At 65.2% G+C, this 19,945-nt stretch carries 19 protein-coding genes and 1 tRNA gene; 14 read left to right on the forward strand and 6 right to left on the reverse strand.

The genetic code is table 11. The features are described 5' to 3' along the window. Positions 1-37: 37 nt before the first annotated feature. A complete protein-coding gene (locus tag AB0M14_RS30755) occupies positions 38-901 on the reverse strand; it encodes an NAD(P)-binding domain-containing protein (protein WP_365001126.1) in 864 nt (287 codons plus the stop codon). Positions 902-1,046: 145 nt separating this feature from the next. Here AB0M14_RS30755 and AB0M14_RS30760 point away from each other — a divergent pair, with 145 nt between their 5' ends. Continuing rightward, a complete protein-coding gene (locus AB0M14_RS30760) occupies positions 1,047-1,403 on the forward strand; it encodes a helix-turn-helix domain-containing protein (RefSeq protein WP_365001129.1) in 357 nt (118 codons plus the stop codon). A gap of 181 nt (positions 1,404-1,584) precedes the next feature. Continuing rightward, positions 1,585-1,672: transfer RNA gene (locus tag AB0M14_RS30765), tRNA-Leu, on the forward strand. A 305-nt stretch (positions 1,673-1,977) separates the two neighbouring features. Here AB0M14_RS30765 and AB0M14_RS30770 read toward each other — a convergent pair. Then, complete coding sequence (locus tag AB0M14_RS30770; protein ID WP_365001132.1) at positions 1,978-2,283, reverse strand: hypothetical protein; 306 nt, start codon at positions 2,281-2,283, stop codon at positions 1,978-1,980. 328 nt (positions 2,284-2,611) lie between these two features. Between AB0M14_RS30770 and AB0M14_RS30775 the strand changes: the two genes are divergently transcribed. The 8 genes from AB0M14_RS30775 to AB0M14_RS30810 all read left to right on the forward strand — a co-directional run bounded on the left by AB0M14_RS30775 (position 2,612) and on the right by AB0M14_RS30810 (position 10,644). Continuing rightward, positions 2,612-3,355 (forward strand): hypothetical protein, encoded by a 744-nt coding sequence (locus AB0M14_RS30775; protein WP_365001134.1) that lies wholly within the window; start codon positions 2,612-2,614, stop codon positions 3,353-3,355. Positions 3,356-3,563: 208 nt separating this feature from the next. Beyond that, entirely contained in the window at positions 3,564-4,886 is a 1,323-nt protein-coding gene (locus AB0M14_RS30780; RefSeq protein ID WP_365001137.1) for a hypothetical protein, read from the forward strand. A 194-nt stretch (positions 4,887-5,080) separates the two neighbouring features. Continuing rightward, positions 5,081-5,545, forward strand: coding sequence for a hypothetical protein (locus tag AB0M14_RS30785; protein WP_365001139.1), 465 nt, complete (start codon positions 5,081-5,083; stop codon positions 5,543-5,545). A gap of 98 nt (positions 5,546-5,643) precedes the next feature. Beyond that, positions 5,644-5,883, forward strand: coding sequence for a hypothetical protein (locus AB0M14_RS30790; RefSeq protein ID WP_365001142.1), 240 nt, complete (start codon positions 5,644-5,646; stop codon positions 5,881-5,883). An 84-nt stretch (positions 5,884-5,967) separates the two neighbouring features. After that, the gene (locus AB0M14_RS30795) at positions 5,968-6,192 is read left to right on the forward strand and encodes a hypothetical protein (protein ID WP_365001145.1); all 225 of its coding nucleotides are present in this window, start codon (positions 5,968-5,970) and stop codon (positions 6,190-6,192) included. A gap of 135 nt (positions 6,193-6,327) precedes the next feature. Next, the gene (locus AB0M14_RS30800; protein WP_365001147.1) at positions 6,328-8,244 is read left to right on the forward strand and encodes an alkyl sulfatase dimerization domain-containing protein; all 1,917 of its coding nucleotides are present in this window, start codon (positions 6,328-6,330) and stop codon (positions 8,242-8,244) included. An 8-nt stretch (positions 8,245-8,252) separates the two neighbouring features. Next, complete coding sequence (locus AB0M14_RS30805) at positions 8,253-9,965, forward strand: SulP family inorganic anion transporter (protein ID WP_365001149.1); 1,713 nt, start codon at positions 8,253-8,255, stop codon at positions 9,963-9,965. Between the two features lie 10 nt (positions 9,966-9,975). Next, the gene (locus AB0M14_RS30810) at positions 9,976-10,644 is read left to right on the forward strand and encodes a GAP family protein (protein ID WP_365001151.1); all 669 of its coding nucleotides are present in this window, start codon (positions 9,976-9,978) and stop codon (positions 10,642-10,644) included. Positions 10,645-10,723: 79 nt separating this feature from the next. On the opposite strand, the gene AB0M14_RS30815 is transcribed toward AB0M14_RS30810, so the two are convergent. From AB0M14_RS30815 to AB0M14_RS30825, 3 genes are all read right to left on the reverse strand, one after another. Beyond that, the gene (locus AB0M14_RS30815; RefSeq protein WP_365001154.1) at positions 10,724-11,638 is read right to left on the reverse strand and encodes a hypothetical protein; all 915 of its coding nucleotides are present in this window, start codon (positions 11,636-11,638) and stop codon (positions 10,724-10,726) included. A gap of 554 nt (positions 11,639-12,192) precedes the next feature. Continuing rightward, positions 12,193-12,531, reverse strand: coding sequence for a Rieske 2Fe-2S domain-containing protein (locus AB0M14_RS30820; protein ID WP_365001157.1), 339 nt, complete (start codon positions 12,529-12,531; stop codon positions 12,193-12,195). 23 nt (positions 12,532-12,554) lie between these two features. Continuing rightward, complete coding sequence (locus AB0M14_RS30825) at positions 12,555-14,288, reverse strand: GMC family oxidoreductase (protein ID WP_365001160.1); 1,734 nt, start codon at positions 14,286-14,288, stop codon at positions 12,555-12,557. A 688-nt stretch (positions 14,289-14,976) separates the two neighbouring features. Here AB0M14_RS30825 and AB0M14_RS30830 point away from each other — a divergent pair. Together AB0M14_RS30830 and AB0M14_RS30835 are read left to right on the forward strand one after the other, a co-directional pair. Then, entirely contained in the window at positions 14,977-15,867 is an 891-nt protein-coding gene (locus AB0M14_RS30830; protein WP_365001163.1) for a hypothetical protein, read from the forward strand. Positions 15,868-15,951: 84 nt separating this feature from the next. Continuing rightward, positions 15,952-16,416: a hypothetical protein gene (locus AB0M14_RS30835; protein WP_365001166.1), complete on the forward strand. Its 465-nt coding sequence runs from the start codon at positions 15,952-15,954 to the stop codon at positions 16,414-16,416. A 119-nt stretch (positions 16,417-16,535) separates the two neighbouring features. On the opposite strand, the gene AB0M14_RS30840 is transcribed toward AB0M14_RS30835, so the two are convergent. Continuing rightward, on the reverse strand, positions 16,536-16,907 hold the full coding sequence (locus AB0M14_RS30840) for a hypothetical protein (protein WP_365001169.1): 372 nt from the start codon (positions 16,905-16,907) through the stop codon (positions 16,536-16,538). On the opposite strand from AB0M14_RS30840, the gene AB0M14_RS30845 reads away from it, so the two are divergent. Both AB0M14_RS30845 and AB0M14_RS30850 read left to right on the forward strand, forming a co-directional pair. Next, the gene (locus tag AB0M14_RS30845) at positions 16,884-18,443 is read left to right on the forward strand and encodes a tetratricopeptide repeat protein (RefSeq protein WP_365001172.1); all 1,560 of its coding nucleotides are present in this window, start codon (positions 16,884-16,886) and stop codon (positions 18,441-18,443) included. The genes AB0M14_RS30840 and AB0M14_RS30845 overlap by 24 nt on opposite strands. 196 nt (positions 18,444-18,639) lie before the next feature. Beyond that, positions 18,640-19,767: a hypothetical protein gene (locus tag AB0M14_RS30850; protein WP_365001175.1), complete on the forward strand. Its 1,128-nt coding sequence runs from the start codon at positions 18,640-18,642 to the stop codon at positions 19,765-19,767. Positions 19,768-19,945: the final 178 nt, after the last annotated feature.

Here is a 19,945-nt window from a genome sequence, read left to right on the forward strand (position 1 = left end):
CGGGAGCCGGTGTGATTTCCGGCTCCCGCGGCGGGGTTCAGCGGAGTTCTTCGAAGGTTCGTTCGAAGGCGAGCGCACCGTGCCCGTCGGCAACCTGGCGGTCGATGAGGTTCTTGATCGGGGCGACGATGTCGAGGGCGACGCCGGCGTCCCGGCTGGCCTGGACGATGGCGTCGAGGGCTGCTTTCTGGAAGGCGAGGTGCTGGACGTCGGTGGTGTAGTCGCCGGATTCGATCATGCGGCCGTATTCGGGGATGCCCTGGGCCATCGCGGTGATCCAGGCCGCGGCCCGGTTCGAGAAGTCCGAGACCGATTGGCCGGCCGAGGCGACCATCGCCGCGGCGTGCATGAAGCCGGTGAACATCGCGTACATGTTCGCCAGCAACGCGAAGTCGTACAGCGACGCCAGGCCGGCATCGTCACCGAAATACTCTGCGGTGCCGAGCAATTCGAAGACGGATCGATGGGCGTCGAACACCTCCTGCGAACCGCTGTACAGAATCGACGAACCCGGCTGCCCGATCATGTGCGGCACCGCCATGATGCCGCCGTCGAGGTAGTCGATGCCGTGCCCGGCCGCCCACCGCGCCAGCTCGCGAGCCTGTTCGGGGGCGGTGCTGGTCAGGTTGATCAGCTGGCGGCCGACGAGCTGATCCGCGACTGGGTCGAGGGTGTCGTGCACGGAAGCGTGGTCGAGCAGAACCGCGACGATCACCTGACTCGCCTGGATCGCTTCGGCGACCGAGGCCGCGCCGGTCGCGCCGGCGGCGACAAGCTCCGCGTCCTTGCCGGCGGTGCGATTCCACACCGTGGTGGGGTGGCCGCCCTTGACGAACGCCGAGGCCAGCGCCTGGCCCATCGCGCCGAGACCGAGAACTGTGACTGTGGTGTGCTCCGCCATGCGGGGTCAACTCCTTCGAAGCTGGTTGGTGTGAGTGGTCAGCGCGCTGGAATCAACCCTGCGTGACGGCTGTTGCTCCGACAAGTACCTACTATTTCGTCGGGTACTTACCCACAGGTGTGTGAGCAGCTAGCGAAGGGAAACGATGAGCGCGAAGAGACACGGGCCATACTTCTGCGGCATCGATGCCGCCATGGACGTCATCGGCGGCAAGTGGAAAGTGCTGATCCTGTGGGAGCTGGAGGAGAACGGCATCCGCCGCTTCGGCGAACTGCGCCGCGGGCTCCCCGGAGTCTCGGAGAAAATGCTCATCCAGCATCTGCGTGAACTCGAAGAGGACGGCATCGTCCGGCGCGAGATCTTCCCGGAGATCCCGCCGCGCGTGGAATACGAACTCACCGAACTGGGTTCGGCGCTCAACGCCGCGTTGGAACCGCTCGGCGTGTGGGGTCGCAACCGGATCGATCGCATCGGCGCGGAGCGAGTCCACTTGTCGGCGTGAGGGTTACGGGTGACCCGGATAGGTGGCGTCCAGCGTCAGCCTGATCGTTGCGCGACGTCACAGCTACCCTCGCGGCGTGCCCGCCCGGGGAGGCGATTGGCGTCCACGGGCCTCCATTGTCTATAGTTCCCAAGCGCAGTTGATCTTGTACTCATCTGCGCCACAACTGAAGGCAACACCTGTCCGGGTGGCGGAATGGCAGACGCGCTAGCTTGAGGTGCTAGTGCCCTTTAACGGGCGTGGGGGTTCAAGTCCCCCTTCGGACACCAAGAATAACGAAGCGTGGCTTGCAAAGGCGTTCGTGTTTTCAGGCCCTACATCCGAACCGCCCACCCGGCAAGGTACAAGTCCGCACGACTCAGCTGTCGTGACCGCTCGTCTGGCGAGGTCGGGCGCGCACCAATTCGCCGTTGCCTTGGACGGCCGGGAATCAATCCGGCCTCCTGACCGCGCATCACCGCCTCGGCCGTGCCTTACTCATTGCTTCGAAGGCCGCTGACAGTTCGACAGCTTTGTTCCGGTCGTACTCGGATGTCTCGTGACCGGCCAGTGCGGCGTAGGGCAGAGTCGGGTATTAGGGCCGGGATAGATGCAGTGCGGTGTGGAAGTAACCGTCGGTTTCCTTCCCGGTGGGTCGGCGGCCAGTCGCCCTAACCGCGGTGACGGCGTAGCTCTGTTCGTCGGGATCGGTGAATCGGCGCTGGATGACTGTGCATTCCGGGTTGACCTCGGTGACCAATCCATGCTCGGCCAGGGAGTCGGCGATCGGCCGGTAGGAGCCGGTGCGCAGCACGAACGCCGCGATCCACACCGGTTCGGTTGCGGCGTACAGCAATTGATGGAAGGTGCGTGCGGTGAGGAAGCTCGCACCACCGGTCACGGTGATCAGGTCCGCGGCAGCCGCGATCGAACAACCGCTGCCTGCTTCGCACTCTATGGCCGGCTGCGCTGGATGGCGCGACGTGCGCGGTGGTGGCACGCAGCTTCGTGCCGCGTGCATTCGAATTTGTTGTGCTGTAGCGGGTTTTTGAGAATTCATGCCATCTTGCAAGCACTCGCCGGTTCCGACCCCTCCTATCGCCAGGTGAGTCGCGAGATGGCAGCCCAAATCTATTGCACCACAAGATTGTTCCAGTCGATCGCACGATCGATCCGCGGTCGCGGCGATAGCATGGGGATCTGACCGCTCCCCGGGGAAGGAACGAATCATGACACTTTCAGCGATCACCGCGGTACCCCAGAGCAACTACCAGTGGAAGCATTTGATCCCGGCCGGGCCCGACTACGCGATCTTCGACGACAGCCGCGTCGTCGAGTCCGGAAAGATCGGAGCCTTCGATACCGCGACCCAGAAGGCGGGAAAGTGGAATGCCATTCTGCCCGAGACGTTCTGGCGCGATATCACCGCAGCCGCGGTGGTCTACGTTCCAGCCTCCGAAGCCACCGACGGGGCGGTGTCGTCGTTGAAGCACTGGGCGTATCTGTTCGTCAAGGGCGGCGACACGATCCTGTTCCGCGACGATGCGATCCTGGTCTGCTACACCAACACCGGCACACTGCATTCCGGCCACGTATCGATCGCCGAACGCTGGCCACACGTGCATGCCTGGCTCGACGGAGCCACTATCACCGACCTCGACGCGGTCCTGGGGACTTCCGGCGCTTGGAACGACTGGAAGTATCTCGCCGTCACAGGGTCACGCTATGCGATCTACTCCGACACCAAACTCATCGAATCCGGCCAGATCGACAAGAAATGGCCGTTCCTGCCCTCCGCATTTCGCGCCGGACCGGACACTGTGGCGATCGCGGTCGAACCCAACGGCGTCTGGAAGTACCTGTTCACCAAGGGCAATGATCTGATCTACTTCACCGACGCCGGAATCGCCGCCGGGCCACTACCGATCAGCAAGAAATGGCCACACGTCGACCAATGGCTCACGGCTCGTTAGCCGGTCGCCAGCATTAGCTCTCGGCGGGTGAGACCGCCCCGTGTGACAACGTCAGCGCCCGGATCGCCGACGGGGCATTCGTGGTTACTCCCTGACTCGATCGGGGCACCCACTGGCGCTCCGGCGTGGTATGCGCATCCTTATCGCTGTCCATGTCACCCTGGTCGGGTGACGCCGACCGACCGGACCGCGACCGAAGATGGTTTCCGTGGCGGCTGCTGAACCTGAGCAACCACTCGGCCCGGACGAACGCGAGAAACGTCCGCGTGAGCACGCGAATCGGCGCGACGGTCGGGTCGTGTTCCGCTGGTCCGTCACGATCACGCTGGTGATCCTGACCGGTGTCCTGGCACTGGCGTCGGTCCTTGCGCGATTCACCCACGGTGAACTGCTCGACACCGAACGCTACGTCGAAACCGTCGCGCCATTGGGCAGCGATCCGGCCCTGCGTAGCGAGCTCGCCGATCAGATCACCGCTGCGATCATGGACCGCCTCGATGTCGAAACCGTCACCGTACAAGCATTGACGGCCCTCGCCGAAGAATCTCCGCGGGTGCCCACGGCCGTCGTCGGTCTGGCCCCGGTCGTCGAGCGGCAAGCGCGCGACTTCGTCCACGAAACGACCGAATCCGTGCTGGACTCCGGCGAATTCGAGACCTGGTGGATCCAGGCGAACCGCCGGGCACACCAGGCGGTTGTCGCGGTCGTGACCGGCGACACCCGCGACGCCATCGAAATGTCAAGCAATGGCACGGTTTCGGTGTCCCTCGGTCCGATCATCGACCGGGTGCGTATCGCGCTGACCGAACGCGGATTCACCTTCGCCGAACGAGTTCCCACGATTGATCGGTCATTCGTTCTGTTCGAATCGTCAGAACTGGTCAAGGCGCAGCGGTACGCGTCGATGCTGGACCGCGGCGCCGATCTGCTGCCGTGGATCACCGTGCTCATCGCCGGCTGTGCCATGTGTGCTGCTCCGAAAGGCGGTCGCAGCAGGGCATTGCAGTGGATCGGTATGGCGGTGGTGGTGGCGATGGCGGTGCTCGCCGCCAGTATCGGCATCGCACGATCGGCCTACCTGCACGCAGTCCCCGCGGACGTGCTGTCGCCCCCGGCAGCGGCGGTGGTGATCGATGCTTTCCTGACCCCGCTGCGCACCACGTTGCGCGCGGTGTTCGTACTCGCCGTGGTGGTCGCGCTTACCGGGTTTCTCAGCGGGTCATCCAGATCCGCGGCGGCGGTTCGCGCCCGCTACAACCGGGTGGTCGTCGCGATCCGGTCGCAGCGCGCTGGCGGCGCGCCGCGGGCGATCGAATCCGCTGCAGCTCGGTATCGCGGCCCGCTCCGAGTCGGCATCATCGTCGTCGCGGCGGTCACGCTCGTGATGTGGCGTTACCCGACCGGGCTGGTGGTCGTCGCGACAATCCTCACGACGGCCGTCGTGCTACTGATCGCAGAACTGCTGGCCAGACCTGGGGCGGCTACCAGGGACACGACGAGCCGAACTCGAACGACGACACCCAACGGGTAACAAACAAACCACGTTTAGCAAACGCGTGGCAACACATCCTTTTGCGTTGATACTGTCTCCAATGCATCCCCCGATATTCCCTGGCCATGCCCCCGACTGACGAGGTCATCGCCGCCAACGTCGTGAATACCTGAGCGCTCCCGGCCGTACTCCGACTTCCCAGCCATCGGCGCTCGACAGGAGGAGTAGCAACTATGCAGGCACCCATACGTCTCGCCGTCATCGCCGCCGCCGCATTGTTACCCGCGCTGACCGGGATAGGCATCGTTCACGCCGAGCCCGACGAACCACCGATCGGATGCTCCATCCCCGCCGACATGACCGGCAAATCCATGGTCATGTACGGCACCACCCCCGCCATGCCGACAACGCCGCTGGGCAATTCGATGACAATGGTCCGCTTCGAGTCCGCCGACCATTTGCAGTACCGAGTCGGCGGCGGCCAATGGCAAGACACCAGCTACACCGCCAGCAACCCCGAACCAGGGGTAGTGATCATCGAGGGGGTTCAGCTTGCCGAACCCGGGCCGGTCAACTACTCGGTCACGCTGCGCTGCCACACCAACGACAGTGGCGACTACACCTTCTCGGCGCCGGGTGCACCCGTCCCGCACCCGGACAGCATGGCGTTCTGGCGCTTCACCAACCGACCGAGCTGAACCGGCTTCGCTGCGATCGCGTAGTCCGGAGACGAATTCACCGGCAGTTGCACAGCTTTCAGCTTTGGCCACGGCTTTCGATTAGAAGGAGTTGCGAGATGTACGCAGGATTCGCCCGCTCCGCAGCAGTCGCGGCGGTCGCCGCCCCACTGATCATGCTCACCGCACCGTCCGCATTCGCGGACGAGCCCGCGGCGCCGAATGTGGACCAGCCCACGGTCTCCGAAATGATCCAACCGCTACGGAAGGATGTGGACTCGTTCGGCATTTGGTTGACCTTCTGCGTCAATATCCCCACCCCTGGATCAGCCACCCTGAACTGGTGCTGGACCATCTAAGTTCTGAGATTCCTCAGGTCCGAGCTCCGGTATCGCCACAGTCCCGCCCATCGACGGCGGGTGCGTAATGATCAGGAGGGCGACATGACAGAACCCGCGAAACCCTCTGTACTGTCCCGGATTTCGCCGAACCAATGGATCGCCATCGTTCTTACCGTGCTGGCCATCGTGTTCATTCTCGAGAACCGGCACAAGGTCGACATCGAATTTCTGCTCCTGTCTGTCCGATCGCCGATGTGGCTGGTCCTGCTGGTTACCTTCGCGGTCGGCTGGCTCGTCGGAATTCTCACCCACCGAAGGCGGGGTTGAAACCAGCCCACGCCGACACGGCGACCGTTGCGCTTCGAGCACCCCTAAGCCACCTCGAGTTATCGAGTTGCCCCATCGCCGCTGACTCCGGCGAAGACGTTTCGGCACCGGTACCCGGATCAGATCGGAGTGGATATGTCTGACAAGACTCTCGTACAGCCCGGCGAACCGACCGCGCATACCGAGCAGCGGCTGAAGCAGGCCGCGCAATCGCTGCCCATGTCCGACACCACCGACTTCGCGAACGCCGACCGCGGATTCGTGGCGGAACTCAAACCCGGTGTGGTGCAGGACGCCGACGGGAAAGTGGTGTGGGACAACGACTCCTTCTCCTACATTCAAGGCAACTGCCCGAACTCGGTGAATCCCAGCTTGTGGCGGCAAGCGCAGTTGATGATCAGGCAGGGCCTTTACGAGGTCACCCCGGGCATCTACCAGATCCGCGGTCTGGACCTGTCCAACATGACCTTGATCGAAGGTAAGACCGGTGTCATCGTCATCGATCCGCTGATCTCGACCGAGACCGCCGCGGCCGGTCTGGCGCTGTACCGCCGCGAGCGGGGCGACAAGCCGGTGACCGGAGTGATCTACACCCATTCCCACGTCGACCATTTCGGCGGCGTCATGGGCGTCACCACGACCGCCGAGGTCGAGGCCGGGAAGGTTCCGGTGCTCGCACCCGCGGGTTTCGTCGAGCATGCGGTGGCCGAGAACGTCTACGCGGGCACCGCGATGGGACGCCGAGCGGCCTACATGTACGGCGCGGCCCTGCCTCGCGATGTGAAGGGCCAGATCAGTGCCGGTCTGGGCATGACAACCTCGACCGGCACGGTCACCATGATCCCGCCGACCAAGGACATCACGCAGACCGGGCAGGAAGAGGTGATCGACGAGGTCCGCATCGTGTTCCAGATGACCCCGGGCACCGAAGCGCCCTCGGAGATGAACTTCTACTTCCCCGACCACCGCGCACTGTGCATGGCCGAGAACGCCACCCACACGCTGCACAACATCCTCACCCTGCGTGGCGCGGTCGTGCGTGACGCGCATGTGTGGTCGCAGTATCTGACCGAGGCGATCACGTTGTTCGGAGCCGACACCGACGTCGCCTTCGCCTCCCATCACTGGCCCATGTGGGGAACCGACAATGTCACCGAATGGCTTGCCCTGCAACGTGATACGTATGGCTACCTGCACGATCAGACACTGCGCCTGCTGAACCAGGGCTACACCGGCATCGAGATCGCCGAGATGCTGGAGATGCCACCGGCGCTGGAGAACACCTGGCACACCCACGGCTACTACGGGTCGGTCAGCCACGACGTGAAGGCCATCTACCAGCGCTATATGGGCTGGTTCGACGGCAACCCCGCCCACCTGTGGGAACACCCGCCCGTCGAGTCGGCTAAACGGCATGTCGAATTGGCCGGTGGCGCGGACGCCGCCCTGGTCGCGGCCCGCAAGGCCTACGACGCCGGTGACTATCGCTGGGTCGCACAGCTGGTCAATTATGTCGTGTTCGCCGATCCGTCCAATGACGCGGCGAAAGCGTTGCAAGCCGACGCTCTCGAACAACTCGGATTCGGGTCGGAGAACGGCACCTGGCGCAATTTCTATCTCATGGGCGCCTACGAACTGCGCAACGGCGGCGTCGGCACCCCGACTGTCGCCACCTCGCCGACGATGATGGCGGCCCTGACGGTGGAGCAGCTCTTCGAGGCCGTCTCGTTCCTGATCAACGGCCCCAAAGCCTGGGATCTGCATGTGACCAACGACTGGGTGATCACCGACGAGAACCGCACCTATCGCACCGAACTGCGCAACGGCGTCCTCGCGCACTTCGAGATTCCCAAGGGTTTCAGCGGCCCCGACCCCGATGCCACCTTCACCGCATCACGGCCGACCCTCATCGGCGCGCTCGCCGGGGGCGAAGACCTCCAAGAAGTCATGAAATCGGGTCGGATCACCGTCAGCGGTGATCCCAGCAAACTCCAGCAGCTGATCGCCGTACTCGACAAACCCGACCCCGACTTCAATATCGTCACCCCGTAGCGGCCGCGATGCCGACACTGGACAAGCCCAGCCGCGGACGGATGTCACGGCTGGGCAAACCCACCGCCAACGACGTGACATCGGGCATGGCCACCGGGTTGTTCAGCATCCCCGAGGGCATGGCCTACGCCGCGATCGGCGGGTTCAACCCGGTCGCGGGCCTATACGCGGGTATCGTCCCGCCGATCCTGGGCTCCCTGTTCGCGCCGACCGTTCTGATGATCACGACCCTGACCAGTGCTATCGCCTTGACCAGTCAGTCCGTGCTCACCGACGCCGGTCTCGACCCGCGCGACGGAGGCGCGATCGCGGCGCTGACGCTGCTGGTCGGAGCGATCATGGCGATCATGGCGCTGCTGCGGATGGGCGTGGTCATGAGTTTCGTGTCCAACGCGGTCATGACCGGGTTCTCCACGGGTATCGCGCTGCAGATCATTGTCGGGGTATTCAAGGACGCCACGGGCTACAAGCCGCCCGGCCACAACAAACTCCTTCAGGTCTGGAATTGGCTTGCCGGAGTGGGGCATTGGCAACTGTCCGCGACCTTGGTCGCGGTCGCAACCATCGCGGTGTGGGCGCTGGCGCGGCTGGTGCGGCCGATCGCGGAACTGGCCCTGCTGGTCGCCATGATCGTGGTAAGCGTCGCGGTCGCGTTGCTGCACACCGATGTCGAGACCGTGGGCGACATCGCACACATCCCCGGGGTCCTGCCGCCCTTGTCGATGCCGGACTGGGGAGCGATCCCGCACCTGTTCGGCGGCGCGCTGGCGGTGGCGTTCGTAGCGCTGGCCCAAGCGGCGGGCGTCGCACCGTCGATGCCGAACCCGGACGGCAGCCGCTCGAATGTCAACGGGGACTTCGCCGCTCAGGGCATCGCCAATATCGGCGGCGGACTGTTCTCCGCACTGCCTGCGGGCGGGTCGCTCTCGCGCACCGGTGTCGCCGCCGGCGTCGGCGCGAAAACCCGCTGGGCGGGCGTGATCTCGGGCGTCTTCCTAGCCGTGGTCGTCCTGGTGTGCGGCGGACTGGCCGAACACATTCCGATGCCGGTGATCGGCGGGCTGATCATCGTCGTCGGCGCCGAGCTGATCTGGGGCAAGATCGGCGACATCCTGCTCGTGCTGCGCACCTCCCGGCTCTCCGCCTTGGCCATGGTGGTCACCTTCGCCGCCACCACCCAGCTGCCGCTGCAACAGGCGATCGTCCTCGGCGGCATGCTGTCACTGCTGCTGTACTGCGTGCAGATCTCGCGCCAGGGTGAAGTACTCGCCCTGACACCCGGCGCCGACGGCACTTGGCGCACGGCGGACCCGCCCGCCGAACTCACCTCCGGGCAGGTCACCGTCGTCGAATACGGCGGCGCGAGCTTCTTCGCCGAACTCAGCCACCTCGAAGACAAACTGCCCGCACCGTCGACTGACGGCAACGCGGTGCTCGTCCTGGTGGTCCGGGTGGTCCCCGAAGTGCCGTCCTCGGCGTTGATCAAGCAGTTCCGCAGGTACGCCGCGCGTTTGCAGCACGGCGGCGACCGCCTCGTCCTGGCCGGGGTGCAGCCGCGCCTGGCCCGCGTGCTCGCCCGGACCGGCCTTGCCGCGCAACTCGGCGACGGCGGCGTCGTGCCCGCCGACGAGCATGTCTTCGGCGCCGTGAAAACCGCTGTCTCGGAAGGGAAAGCGTGGATCCGAGCAAACCACGCCGCGGCACCCGGCCCGGACCACTGAGGAGCATTCGATGCTTGGAACAGCGATCGGCCATATTCTCGCCCCAGCCGTCGGCGTCGCTATCAGTCCCGCAGCCCTTATCGCGATCATCGCACTGCTCACCGGGCCACGCGCCCGCACAAACGGCGTGGTCTTCGTCGTCACCTGGATCCTCGCGCTCGCCATCGAGGTCGCCATCCTGCTCCTCGCCGCGGGCTGGGCGGGAGCCTCCCACGGCGAGCAGCCCGGCCCTTGGGTCGGCTGGGTCAAGATCGTCATCGGCCTGGCCGCCCTGACCATGGCCGCCACCCAGGTCCGCCACGCGATCCGCCCCGCCGCCGAGCCGCACCCGATCGGCGAACCCACCGCCAGTCCAACCGGAACTGCTTCTCTAGCAGCAACATTGGCCTTGGCCAACCCCAAGAACCTTACCCAGGTCGCCACCGCCGCGGTCATCATCGCCTCGGTCACACCAGGGCACGGTTCGCGAGTCATCGCCGCAGTGGTTTTCCTGGCAGTCGCCTCCCTGTGCGTCACGCTCCCGATGGCTGTCTACCTGCTCGCCGGCCAGCACGCCCGGGAACGGCTCACCCGCTGGCGAGACTGGGCGAACACCTCCGCGACCGCCATGATGGCGGTTCTGCTCACCGTCCTCGGCACCGCCTCGATCGGCGGCGGAATCGCCACGCTCACCAGCTGATCACCCGCACCCGTCGGCGTGTGGAGCCGAACTGCGTTTTCCGAGAAGGACAATGCTCCCTGGACGAGTTGTTGACTGATCAGTTGGCCGGTGCGGGGGCTCCGACGGCCGCGATTGCCTGCTGTAGATCGGCCTGGACGGCACCTGCCATCGTAGGCAGGTCCGGCAAACCAGCAGGCAGGTCCGGCAGCGCAGCGCGCAGGGCCGCCGAGGGGTCAGGCAGAGTAATCGGGGCCGGAGCCTGGGCAGGGGCCGGTGCGAGGTCCGGGGCGGGGGCCGGAGCCAGGGCAGGGGCTGCGACCGGAGCCGGGTCGGGCTGTGTCACCGGCGCGGGATCGGCGGCCGGATCCTGTTGGACCGGGGGCTCGTTCATCTCGTCGGTGTACTCCTGTGCCGCCGCGTCCGCAGCACCACTCGCCGCGCCACCGGCCGCACCCAGCGCACCTCCAAGCCCACCGCCCACGACGACACCGACAGGCGCGGTGACGGCTGCGCCTCCGGCGGTACCCGCCGCTGCGCCGGCCACACCACCTACCGCAGCGCCCGCGACACCGCCGACCACGGTGCCGACCGGCGTGCCGACCAGACAACCCACAACTGGAATCACCACGCCGCCGATCACGCAGCCCACGGCACCACCCACGGCGCCGCCGACCACTGTGCCCGCGGCCGCGCCGACCGGCGCGACGAGCCCGGCACCGGCGACCGCACCCGGCACCGCCGCCGCGACTCCGCCGATCGCCGCGCCGGTCTGCATGCCGTAGGTCAACCCATTGCTGGCCCCCTGCGCCGCGCCGGTCTCGGCAGCCTCGCCGACGCGCCGAGCGTCGAATCCGGTCGGCTGCTGGTCATCTGGCTGATCGATAGGTCCCGTGACGGCTGACTCCGCACTCGCGGCGGGGACGTCAGCGAAGGCCGACGGGGCGGTGGCCGCGATCATGACCGGGACGGCCGCGGCCAGCGCGATTGCACAGGTTGAGGTCAAAGCTTTCATCAGTTCTCCAAACATTCGTTAGCCGGGACCCGAGACCGGACGGGGGACACATCGATCCGCTGTCACAGCGCGGGAACCCAGGGTGAGAGTTGCGAAACACCCAGGCCAGTGCGCGCCGAAATGATTGCCGTGCACAGCTGGCGAGAGCTGCGAACCATCGGCGGTGCGCCGCAAAAGGCCGGGGGATTCGTCGCCGCGATATCGACACGGCGAAACTCATCAGGACTCGTTCAACGTACCACAGAAATTAGCTAAACTAATTAGATTGGCTAATATTGAGTGCGGGGTCACTCTCATTCGCAATGCGCCAAGGCAATCGAATTTCACCGCCGCGTACGGAGCGGGGATTTCACCTGGTCAGGGGCTGATTTCATCGGGGTATTCGCGTTCCATAGAATGCGATCGGTAACAATTCGACGTCGGTTGAATAAATTCCGGACTCGACGGTGCATCGATTCGGATAGCCGCCGGAAAGCCGCTACCGTCCCGATTGCCGAGAAATTGGAGAGCCATCCGGTTCCTGTGCAAACCCGGTCCGCGCCTGGGGCATTGATTCACCGGTTTTGTATCAGCCGCAACCGAATTCGCCCTTGGGCTTCGACCACCTCGTGGACCGGGAGCGCCTGCGTCGCAGGCCCTGCCAGCACCGCGCCGGAACCGATGTCGAACTGGCAGCCGTGACACTGGCAGGTCAGGGTTACCTGCTCGAGCAAGCCGGAAGACAGTGGGCACGGGTCGTATGTGCACAGGTCGTCGAACGCGTAGAGCGCTCCTCCCACCCGTGCGATCGATACACGAAGTTTACGGTCGTCGAGGTAGAAGGGCACGACGTTGCCATCGTCGACCGCGGCGCTGGGGCCCAGGTTCCGGAAATCGTCGCTCGCCTCGGACATCTCGGTCCTCCTCCGGGCCGGCATCAGTAGGGGTACTCGGGAATGACGTCGCACTTGGCGGCATCGAGACGCAGCTCGCCCGGCGCTCCAGCGGGGACGATCGGGCGATGCGGCGGTATCGGCGCCGTCCGTTCGTAACCGGAGCCCAGCGGTGGACGCTGATCGTCATCACCCTTGTTGGGCCACAACGACATCGCTCGTTCGGCTAGTGCGGTGATCAACAGCGAGGGGTTGACTCCCGGGTTCGCCGGCATCACGCTGCCGTCCATGACGTGCAGTCCCGGGTAACCGAATACGCGCTGATACGGGTCGACGGCACCGTTGCCGGCCGAGTCGGCGATCGGCATGCCGCCGATGAAGTGCGCCGAGGCGACCTTGTTGATCGCTTCGAATGCCAGCGCCCCTTGCTCGGCTCCCATGCGGGCCGCGAGATTGTCCACGTACTTCTCGACGGCCGGGATGTGCACCGAGGGGGGTGTACCGGTACCGGGTCGGCTGCGCAGCATGCCGTTGTGCCAGTAGAGGTCGATCGAGGTGTCGGTGGTCTGCATGCACAGCATGACCGCCATGCGTTCGGACCAATGCCGGGCGTCGGCGAATTGCAGGACCTGACGGGGTGAGCGGACCAGTGTTTTCAGCAGGCCGCGCAGCGGATGGGTCTGCTCGCCGCGCTGGTGGTAAGCCATCAGGAACGCCATCAAGTTACTGCCGACGCCGTAGTACACCGGCTCGATACTGGTGTACGGGTCAGGCCAGACTCCCGAGGTGATCGACACCGACCCGGGTGTGATGTGGATCCGCTCGGGGTCGCGCTTCCATTTCCGGTACGGCAGGGTCACCGACAACAACTGTTCGGAATTCGTGCGGGCGCGCTGGCCGGCATGGGCAGAGAGATCGCGCAGCGGCCCCCGGTCCTGCATGTGCAGTAGCAGTTTCGCTGTTCCATACGCATGTGCGGCCACGACCACCTGGTCGGCGGTGAAGACTGCGGACTCGCGTCGGACGGCGTGGTGCATCCATCCCGGATGCCTGGTGTGGACTTCGAATCCGCCACCCTGGAGCGGTCGTAGCTCGCGCGCTTCGTGCAACTCGTGAATTGTCGCCCCGAACTTCTCCGCCAGGTAGAGATAGTTGACGGTCAACTTGTTCTTGGCGTCGCGACCGCATCCGATCATGCAATTTCCGCAGTTCACGCACCCGGTTCGCCGTGGCCCGACACCACCGAAGTAAGGGTCGTCGGCTTCTTCGCCGGGCCGGCCGAAGTACACGCCGACCGGGGCGCGGTTGAAGGTGTGACCTACGCCCAGGTCTTCGGCCGACTCGCGCATCAACCGGTCGACGTCGGTGGGCAGGAACGGCACCCGGACCACGCCGAGCATGCGTTTGGCCTGATCGATCGCCGGAGCCAATTCATCGGCCCAATCGGTGATTCCCGCCCACTCGGGAGCGTCGAAGAACTGCTGCGGCGGCACGTACAGGGTGTTGCCGTAGACGTGCGATCCGCCGCCGACACCGGCGCCACTGAGAACGAACACGTCATCGAGCACCGACAGCTTCTGAATGCCGTACAGCCCGAGCTCCGGCTGCCAGAGAAATCCCCGCAAATTCCAGCTGGTCTTGGGAATCCGGTCGTCCGGCCAGCGCCGTCCGGCCTCCAACACGCCGACGCGGTAGCCCTTCTCGACGGCCCGCATCGCGGCGACGCTGCCGCCGAAGCCTGATCCGATCACGATCACGTCGTAGTGTTTCGATTCCACGAGCCCTCCTGCACAGCATCGGTGTCGGGATATGCCGCATACGAGGTGATGTATTTCGAGTTCGATCGAAGCGATTAACCAGGACAAACCGCGCGTACCAGCATAGGACTCGAGTCCCCTCGGTTCGGTGCCCCCGTCAGTGGCTACCGAGGCGGGACTCCGCCGTGGATGCTGTTCGCCGTTCGGCAATCCATCGCCAGCAGTTTCCGCTGGTAAAACGCATGTGCGTAATGGTCGATACCCCCTTCGGACACGTACTTACGCATATGGTCGGTTGTAGGTAAGTTTCAGGCCGAACTGCCGGTACACGTCCTACTTGTCGGTGCGCCCAGAGAATCCACTAGCTGGCGAATCTCCGATGAGGACCCTCAGGTCCACCATCCAGTCGTTGATCCGAAGCCGACTGGCTGTGCGGGCGACCGCCGCCGCGTCTTCAACACCCGTATCGTCGTTGGCGTCGATCGCTGCCTCCACGTCGCGGAGACAACGGGACATGCCGGAAGCCCTTGTCCAGGCCCCGCACCGAATACCGTTGTGCTACAAACGAACCGAGCAAGCATGTTCAAGGTGAGCGCTGGCCGTTCCCGCCAGAAGATGGCGCGAAGAGACTACTCGATCCGTTCCAGCCCGTCGTAGGTTGTGGTCGTCGATAACCTGCCGGCGGATGGGGAGCAGTATGAGGGTGGGCATGAGGGTCGGTCGTCTGGTGGTCGCCGCGGTCGCATTGGTCGTCGTGCCGGCGACCGCACGCGCCGAGCCGACTGTGTTCGAGGGCAACAACATTCCCATGGTGGAGTGGATGGAGAACCTCGCGTTCGACGGTCTCGGCGGTATGTGGGTCTCGCGCATTTCCGAAGCTCGGATCGTTCGGTACGACGTGTCGGGCCGGGAAACCGCCAGTGTCACCGTTCCTGGCATCGGGTACGCCTCACCCTCCGGAATCGTGCGTGCCCCGGACGGCCGGTTATACGTCGCGGTCCCGTGGACTCCGGTCCACGAGGCAGAAATCATCCGCTTCGACCCTCGCGATGCGAACCCGGTCGCGGAAGTATTCGCGACCGGTCTGGGGCTGCTGATGGCCAACGGACTGGGCGTCGACGACGCGGGCAACCTCTATGTCACCGACCAGGCTCAATCCGGCATCACCAGGATTCGGGCCGACGGCACCGTCGACACGGCGTGGACGCAGGCGTCGAAAGGGTTGTTCGGCCCCAACGGAATCGAGGTCCACGGCGACGCCATCTACATCGGCGTGACCCTTGATATGGCCAACCCCATCTATCGGGTGCCAATCGACCGCCCACAGGATTTCGAGCTGTACGCCCGCCTCGGCTATGCCCCACCATTCCGTGCTCTCGACGATCTGACCGTCGCTCCCGACGGTGCCCTCTACATCGGCGCTGTCACTTCGCCGATGAGCGGCAACGTGTTTCGCATCGACCCGATCACTCGCGACGCCACCACCGTGTTCTCCGGCGGGCCCGTCACCAGCGTCCGCTTCGCAGTCGAATTCGGCACGGCCACAGGTGATCTGTTCGCCACCACCATGAGCGGCGACATTGTCCGGATCCCAGTGTGACGGGGCCGTACAGGACTGCCGCTCAACAGAGTTCGGGGTGACCTGCAGGTTGACTGGCTATCGGTCGGCGGCAAGGATTGGTGGATGGATCCTGTTACAGCAGTTGTGGTTTCGGCTATCGCCGCGGGGGCGGCAGCAGGGCTGGGCGATACCGCATCCCAGGCGGTGAAAGATGCCTACAGCGGGTTGAAGCGCTTGATTTCGGGCAGGTATCAGGGTGTCGATGTGGCGGTAGTGGAACGGAAGCCGGACTCGCAGGCCAAACGCGAGTCGCTGGCCGAGGACCTGGAGGACGCGGGTGCGGCCGGTGACGCGGAGTTGGCACACGCGGCGGTCGCAGTGCTGGAAGCGGTTCGGCAACACGCCCCCGGGGCGGTGGTCGGTGTGGAGGTGACCAATCTGGTGGCCGCGGCACTTGAAGTGGTTGACGTGAAGTCCGCCGGCGACGGCGTGCGCGTAGCAGGTGGCACGATCGCCGGTGCGGTACGCATCCATGGTGTGGAGGCCGGATTCCAGGCGCCGCCGGACCCCTCCAGCGCGCGGCCCTGATCCCCGGTACCACCGCGCGGTCCAGCCAACCGGGGATCGTCAGCGCCACTGTCACAGGCAATAGCATCGGCGGCGATTTCATCATCGGTCATCCGGTCGCGGATGCGACCGCGCGGCCGTTACACGAGCTCGTTGCGGTGTTCGGGGGCGACGATCTCCCCCGGATCGATGAGGTCAACCCGTACCTGCTGGGAGCCGCCGCGTCCACGTGCGGCAATGCCCACGATCACGGGCGGACCGACCCGTATGTAGCGCGAACGCGCGATCAGGTCGACGCCCGGTTGACGGCGGCGCTGGCAGCCCCACGGCTGGTCTTGGTGGTCGGACCGCCGAAAGTCGGTAAGACACGCACCGTATTCGAGGCGGTCCGCATGGACGACCCGTCCGCCCGAGTACTGGTCCCGGCCCGGAATTGCCTGGGTGAACTGGTGACTCACGCGCGCCTGGCCGAAACCGAGGACTCGATCGTGGTGTGGCTCGACGACCTGCACGAGTACTTGAACGCAGCTGAGCCGCTCACCCCAGGAATGCTGACCCGTCTGACCGCGCGGTCCGGGCGAACCAAGGTCGTGGCGACCCTGCGCACCGAGACCAGCCAGCAATTGCGAGGTGACCCGACGCTGCCGCGCGAGACGCGTCTGCTGCTCGAACACGCGCTGACCATCGAACTGGCATCGACAGGGGAGGATCCCGACGAGCATGCCGTCGCCTTGCACACCTATCCCGGCGATCCGGCCTTGCGGACCCGGGGATTGGGCGAGTTTCTGGGCGGCGGACCGCAACTCACCTACGAGCAGCAGGAGAAGTATCGGGCCACAGCTGAACAGAAGGACCGAGAGGATCCAGGATGGCCCTATCGCCTGGCTGCGGAGTCCGGCGATCCCGATGCGATGTACGGGTTGGGTATCCAACTCAGAGCCGCCCTGAATGCGGCGAGCATCGAGGATCTTCTCGATCCGGGTTGGCCGGATACCGCTGCCCAGGTCACCGAGAATGCTCAGTACCGGCAGGCGGAATGCTGGTTGCGTAGGGCTGCCGAGGCGGGGCAGCTCGAGGCGATGGTCGAATTGAGCAGGATATTGGCACGACGCGATGCGTCCGCGGAGGCTTCCTCCTGGCACCGCAGAGCCGCCGATGCGGGTCATCCCGAGGCGATGTACGACATGGGTTCCGCACTCGCGGAGCGCGGTGAGCTAACCGAGGCGGCGGGCTGGTATCAGCGAGCGGCCGCTGTTGGATATGGCGATGCATCGTTCCGGCTCGCAGCCGTGAGATACCGGATCGGTGCCGCGCTTGTCGAGCGTGGCGAGTTTGCCGAGGCGGAGCGCTGGTACCGCACGACAGACCCGCACGATACGCGCGGTGGGATGCGCGAGCTTGCCTGGCGCTACCACCAGACCGGGTTGGAACTTGTCGGGCGGGGTGACCTCTCCGAGGCGAAGTCCTGGTACGACAAGGCGATCGGAACCGGGCGCGCGGGTACCTTGGCCGGATTCGGTGCGGCGTTGTTCGATTTCGCGACCGCGCTCGAAGCCCGCGGTGACATCGAGGATTTGGACGCCTGGTATCGCGAGGCGGCCAAAGCCGGTTCCTCGCAGGGGATGTACCGGCTCAGTAGGCTGCTCGACGGGAGCGGTGATTCGGAGGCCAAGTCCTGGCTACGCAAGGCTGCCGACCGGCACCATACGGAGGCGATGACCGACCTCGGCGCACTACTCGCCGAGCGTGGTCGACTCGACGAAGCTCAAACCTGGTACGAGAAAGCCAAACACCGAAGTTCCGATGCGGCGGCTGGACTCGGGGCCGTCCTGGCCCAGCGGGGCAAGCCCTACAAGGCGGAGGTCTGGCTGGGCAAGGCCGCCGAAGCCGGTCACCCCGCAGCGATGTTCAACCTCAGTGTGGTGCTGGCTGGTCGTGGCGCGCAGCGGGAGGCGGAATCCTGGCTGCGCAAGGCCGCTGCCGCAGGCCTACCCGAGGCGGTCGACAAGCTTCGTGCTAGGGGATGGCGACGATGGCTGCGGCGATGAACACGCGGCAAGCGCAGCGGCTGGTTGCCGATCGGGAACCCACCGAACGGTGCGCCCGGATCGATCGAGGTGCGAAACTGTAGCATCCTGATTATGCTGTGGAATATGTCGCAACACAGGGCGGGGATCGCTGAATCGTTTGTGCAGCAGGGGTATTCGCCAGCGCGACTGTCCGCGGGGTTGTCAGGGGGGCGTCGTGGATGAGCTCGAGGTTGCACACGCCAGCCTCGCTGGGTTCAGGTTGGATCTGCGGGATGTCGCCGAGGGATTTTCGTCCAACGTCGAGCGGCTGCTGCCGGGTGTGGCGCTGCCTGGTGAGTCGGCGGAGCTCATGTTGACCTTGGCTCCGGCGTTCGAGAAGTTTCACGCGGCGGTGTCCGCCGCGCATCGAGACGATATGACTACCGTCGGCAGGCTGCGCACACACCTCGGCACCGCGAAACGCGAGTACAAAGGCGCCGAATACACCTCGACCAATGGGATCACGGCCGCCGTGGACCTCGGCATACCCGGGCAACCGGCTGATGCCGCGGAAGTCAGACGATTCAGCGGCCTGAATCTGCCGTACTTGCCGCAAGTCGAGGAGGCGCCGGCCAGCGTTCGGCATGTGGTCACCGAGGGAATCGGCTTGATCTCCCCGTACGATCAGCCGTTGAGCCAGACGATCGGGCTGAAGCCCGCGGCGGATTATCTTGCTCCGCTGGTGGGCGACTGGGAGGCGCTCCAGTCGGCGGGGGAGCGGATCGGCCTTCTGGGCATCAACGACTACACGGCATCGGAGAATATCGCCGGCGGCACGGACTGGTTGCGAACGAGTTGGGTCCGGCTGGGTTCGCAAGCTTTCGGCGATCACGCGGGTCCGCTCGGGGAGTCGATGGCCGGGCGCAGCTGGGACCTGGACGCGGTGTCGAAGATCGTGCAGAACTCCGGCGCGTGCCTGGAGCGCCTGGTGTACAACCAGGCGATAGAACTGAGCTCCGAGCTGACTCGGCCGATGAGCTTTCTCGGATTCACGCTGCCGTTGGCGGTGTGGGCGCTGATGGTCGCCAAGCCTATGCCGGAGTCGATGCGGTCCGAGATTGTCGGGGCGGTCAATACTTTGAAGTCCTCGGTCAAGACCAGGCAGGAAGACATGACGGCCATGCTCGATCGGATCTCGACTGCCATGGACTATTCACCCGAGCGGACACCGCCGAAGTTCGCGATGGCGGATTTCGACCTGCCGGCGAAAGTCGATGCCGGGCCACATCTCTTGCAATACGGATTCGGTGGCCACGTGTGGTGGCAACACAATGCGGTTTCCGGTGACCCGCTCGCCGTCTGAGATCGCAAGGCAGTTCATCGCAGGTTATCGACTACAAGCGAGTAGAAAAATTCATGGCGGAACCCACTCCGAACCCGACTCCTAACCCCGCTCCCGATCCGTCCCCGAAGCCGACGGTCGATCCCAAGCCGTCACCAGCAGCGGGCGTGTCCCCGCAGGCGCCGGCCGAACCGACTCC

The sequence above is a fragment of the Nocardia sp. NPDC051832 genome, assembly GCF_040681285.1.
Taxonomy (GTDB): Bacteria; Actinomycetota; Actinomycetes; order Mycobacteriales; family Mycobacteriaceae; genus Nocardia.